The sequence below is a fragment of the Candidatus Erwinia dacicola genome, from assembly GCF_001756855.1.
In the GTDB taxonomy this organism is placed as follows: domain Bacteria; phylum Pseudomonadota; class Gammaproteobacteria; order Enterobacterales; family Enterobacteriaceae; genus Erwinia; species Erwinia dacicola.
Window position 1 is genome coordinate 1 of the sequence record NZ_MAYS01000026.1, and the last position, 4,008, is coordinate 4,008.

4 protein-coding genes and 2 pseudogenes are annotated in these 4,008 nt (G+C 54.6%); 4 read left to right on the forward strand and 2 right to left on the reverse strand.

The window, feature by feature from the left end; translation table 11 throughout:
* The coding region (locus tag BBW68_RS00610; RefSeq protein ID WP_148127480.1) for an IS6 family transposase at positions 1-352 on the reverse strand (352 nt) is incomplete at its 3' end.
* A 76-nt stretch (positions 353-428) separates the two neighbouring features.
* Between BBW68_RS00610 and BBW68_RS15260 the strand changes: the two are divergent.
* The 3 genes and pseudogenes from BBW68_RS15260 to deoD all read left to right on the forward strand — a co-directional run.
* Positions 429-931 (forward strand): annotated as a pseudogene (locus tag BBW68_RS15260) (hypothetical protein); the annotation flags it as partial.
* Positions 932-996: 65 nt separating this feature from the next.
* Positions 997-2,220 (forward strand): phosphopentomutase, encoded by a 1,224-nt coding sequence (deoB, locus tag BBW68_RS00620; RefSeq protein ID WP_070133574.1) that lies wholly within the window; start codon positions 997-999, stop codon positions 2,218-2,220.
* 29 nt (positions 2,221-2,249) lie between these two features.
* Complete coding sequence (gene deoD / locus BBW68_RS00625) at positions 2,250-2,969, forward strand: purine-nucleoside phosphorylase (RefSeq protein ID WP_070133575.1); 720 nt, start codon at positions 2,250-2,252, stop codon at positions 2,967-2,969.
* A 211-nt stretch (positions 2,970-3,180) separates the two neighbouring features.
* Here deoD and BBW68_RS15265 read toward each other — a convergent pair.
* Positions 3,181-3,490 (reverse strand): annotated as a pseudogene (locus BBW68_RS15265) (transposase); the annotation flags it as partial.
* Between the two features lie 64 nt (positions 3,491-3,554).
* On the opposite strand from BBW68_RS15265, the gene BBW68_RS00630 reads away from it, so the two are divergent.
* Positions 3,555-4,008 (forward strand): IS6 family transposase (locus BBW68_RS00630; RefSeq protein ID WP_083264709.1); only part of this gene is annotated, 454 nt, incomplete at its 3' end.

Here is a 4,008-nt window from a genome sequence, read left to right on the forward strand (position 1 = left end):
AGCGATAGGCGGCTTTGGTGTGACGACGTGAAGACAGGTAAAAGTCAATGGTGCAGCCCCTGCTGTCGACGGCGCGGTACAGATAAGCCCAGCGTCCGTTGACCTTCACGTAGGTTTCATCGAGATGCCATGAGCCAAAACCGGAAGGTTGACGCCAGTACCAGCGCCGCCGCTTTTCCATCTCAGGTGCAGAACGCTGAACCCATCGATAAATCGTGGTGTGATCGACATTTACCCCTCGCTCAGCCAGCATCTCCTGCAGCTCACGATAACTGATGCCATATTTGCAGTACCAGCGGACGGCCCACAGGATAATATGACGCTCAAAATGTCGACCTTTAAATGGGTTCATGTGCTGCTCCTTCAACTAAACAGTGGCATCAGTTTACCATCGCCAGATCTTTGCAACAGTGCCCTATTATTCAACAAAGCCCTTCTACGCCACGCGCGATATCACCGCGACCGTCGACTACTATTCCGCTGATTACCACCTCGATCCTCGCGAAAAAACTGGCCGAAAGACTGGATGCGCTGGTGATGGATGTGAAAGTGGGATCCAGCGCATTTATGCCGACATATGAACTGTCTGAATCGCTGGCGTAGGCGATAGTCGGCGTAGCCAAGGGCGCGGGCTGCAAAATCACCGCGCTGCTGACCAATATGAACTAAGTGCTGTCTTCCAGCGCCGGCAATGGCCGTGGTGTCGATGGGCGGCGGGCGTCCTCGTGCCAGCGGCAGCATTGATTACAGCGTTTGCTTCAGCGAAATGGCGCAGCTGGGCGACAGCGTTGATGCGCAGTGCTCGCTGGCAGTGATCCACGCGGCAACCGAAGCCAGGTGGCAGGAAGCCGCCGCTGCTGTGAAGCGCGCGGTGGCGGTGGGCAGTGAACAGCCGCAGGCAACGCCGGTTATCTATCGCAAAATCTCGTGATAACGAGTATTCTATTCTAATAGCATTTTTAAATGCCTATCGCGACAATCGCGCAGGAGACTAGGATGAAACGTGCATTTATCATGGTGCTCGATTCCTTTGGAATCGGCTCCAGTAAAGACGCCGACAAGTTCGGTGATGAAGGCACGGATACGCTCGGTCATATCGCCGAAGCGTGCTTTAGGAATGAAGCAGACAAAGGGCGTAAGGGCCCGCTCTATCTGCCGAATCTGACCGCCCTAGGGCTGGGCAAAGCGGCAGAAGCCTCGACCGGGAAATTCCCGCCGGGGCTGGATAAAAATGCCGAAATTATTGGCGCTTACGCCTACGCCAGCGAGCTCTCCTCCGGGAAAGACACGCCGTCCGGTCACTGGGAAATCGCTGGGGTGCCGGTGCTGTTTGACTGGGGCTATTTTAGCAATGTGGAGAACAGCTTCCCGCAGGAGCTGCTCGACCTTCTGGTGAAAAAAGCCAATCTGCTGGGTTATCTCGGCAACTGCCACTCCTCCGGTACGGTGATTCTCGACCAGCTTGGGGAAGAGCATATGAAAACCGGCAAGCCGATTTTCTATACCTCCGCCGACTCGGTATTCCAGATTGCCTGCCATGAAGAGACTTTCGGCCTTAACCGTCTGTATGAGCTGTGCGAAATAGCGCGCGAAGCCCTAACCGAAGGCGGTTACAATGTTGGCCGGGTGATCGCCCGTCCGTTTGTCGGTGATAAGCCGGGCGGCTTTAAGCGCACCGGTAATCGTCATGACCTAGCGGTGGAGCCTCCGGCCCCGACTATCCTGAAAAAGCTGGTGGACGAGCAGGGTGGGGAAGTGATTTCCGTTGGTAAAATCGCGGATATCTACGCCCACGTTGGCATCACCAAAAAGGTGAAAGCCACCGGGCTGGACGCGCTGTTTGACGCTACCGTTGCAGAGATGAAAACCGCCCCGGATAACAGTATTGTGTTCACCAACTTCGTTGATTTCGACTCAACGTGGGGCCATCGTCGCGATATCCCCGGCTATGCTGGTGGCTTGGAGCTGTTTGACCGCCGCCTGCCGGAGCTGATGACACTGGTCAAGGAGGGGGATATTCTGATCCTCACCGCCGACCATGGCTGTGACCCAAGCTGGCGCGGTACCGAGCACACCCGCGAGCATATCCCGGTGCTGATCTACGGCCCAAACGTGGAACCGGGCGATTACGGCTATCGCGATACCTTCGCCGACATTGGTCAGACGGTTGCCAGCTATTTTGGCCTGTCGCCGATGGAATACGGCAAAAGTATTTTTTAATCCCCATTTAATAAGACTAAGGATTCAACATGGCTACGCCTCATATTAACGCTGAGATGGGTGATTTCGCTGACGTGGTACTAATGCCAGGCGACCCGCTGCGCGCTAAGCACATCGGGGAAACCTTCCTGAAGGACGCGGTCGAAGTGAACAACGTGCGCGGCATGCTGGGTTATACCGGCACCTATAAAGGTCGTGAGATTTCGGTGATGGGCCACGGTATGGGTATTCCATCCTGCTCAATCTACGCGAAAGAGCTGATTACCGATTTCGGCGTGAAAAAAATCATCCGCGTCGGTTCCTGCGGTGCGGTGCACAGCGATGTGAAACTGCGTGACGTGGTGATCGGCATGGGTGCCAGCACCGACTCCAAAGTGAACCGTATGCGCTTCAAAGACCATGATTTTGCGGCAATTGCGGATTTCGACATGGTGCGCGACGCGGTTGACTCTGCCAAAGCGCTGGGCGTAGATGCCCGCGTCGGTAACATCTTCTCTGCGGATCTGTTCTACACTCCGGACTCGCAGATGTTCGACGTGATGGAGAAGTACGGCATCCTCGGCGTCGAGATGGAAGCCGCGGGTATCTACGGCGTGGCGGCAGAGTTCGGCGCGAAAGCGCTGGCGATCTGCACAGTGTCTGACCATATCCGCTCCGGCGAGCAGACCACCGCCGCCGAGCGTCAGACTACCTTCAGCGAGATGATTGAGATCGCGCTGGAGTCCGTCCTGCTGGGTGATAAAGAGTAAATTCATTATGTAGGGGCCGATCATCTTTTTCGATCGGCCCTCTGGGTCGCCTCTTTTTGTTCAGGCTGACCGGAAAAGAGGGTCAGCCACTACAATTAAAGGAAAGGTCGCGTGTCAGCGATCGATGAACAAGGAGAACGTTATGAATTCATGCGCGATATTTGTTAATGCCGGTGGCGACTTGGGTCTTCCGCAACTTGGATGGAACCTTTCAAGCCAGAGGACTCATCACTCGTTGTCTCAGTAACTCGAACCCGGCACGCCCGTACATCTGCCGCTTCAGCATTTTCAGGCGATTTACATGCCCGTCAACTACACCGTTACTCCATCTGCTGGTAATGGCTTCACATATTGCTGCTGCATCAGCTTCCATCCCGGCTGCAACACGCTGAAGCTCAACAGGTCCGCTTTCGCTGACAGGAGGTGAACCGCCTGCTAAGCTGTGGCTTGTTTTTAGTTTTCAGGATCCGATAAAAGACCAGTGCCAGTTGTTGTGCTATTTTCAGCTGCGGCTCTTTTTTAGGCACTGTTGCAAAGATCTGGCGATGGTAAACTGATGCCACTGTTTAGTTGAAGGAGCAGCACATGAACCCATTTAAAGGTCGACATTTTGAGCGTCATATTATCCTGTGGGCCGTCCGCTGGTACTGCAAATATGGCATCAGTTATCGTGAGCTGCAGGAGATGCTGGCTGAGCGAGGGGTAAATGTCGATCACACCACGATTTATCGATGGGTTCAGCGTTATGCACCTGAGATGGAAAAGCGGCGGCGCTGGTACTGGCGTCAACCTTCCGGTTTTGGCTCATGGCATCTCGATGAAACCTACGTGAAGGTCAACGGACGCTGGGCTTATCTGTACCGCGCCGTCGACAGCAGGGGCTGCACCATTGACTTTTACCTGTCTTCACGTCGTCACACCAAAGCCGCCTATCGCTTTATGGGTAAACTTCTGAATAATACGAAGCGCCTGCAAATTCCACGGTTGATCAACACAGATAAAGCCCCGACGTATGGGCGGGCGCTGGCATTGTCGCTAC

Coding starts and splice junctions, on each gene's coding strand:
- deoD (WP_070133575.1), top strand. CDS start 2,250: ATGGCTACGCCTCATATTAACGCTGAGATGGGTGATTTCGCTGACGTG.
- deoB (WP_070133574.1), top strand. CDS start 997: ATGAAACGTGCATTTATCATGGTGCTCGATTCCTTTGGAATCGGCTCC.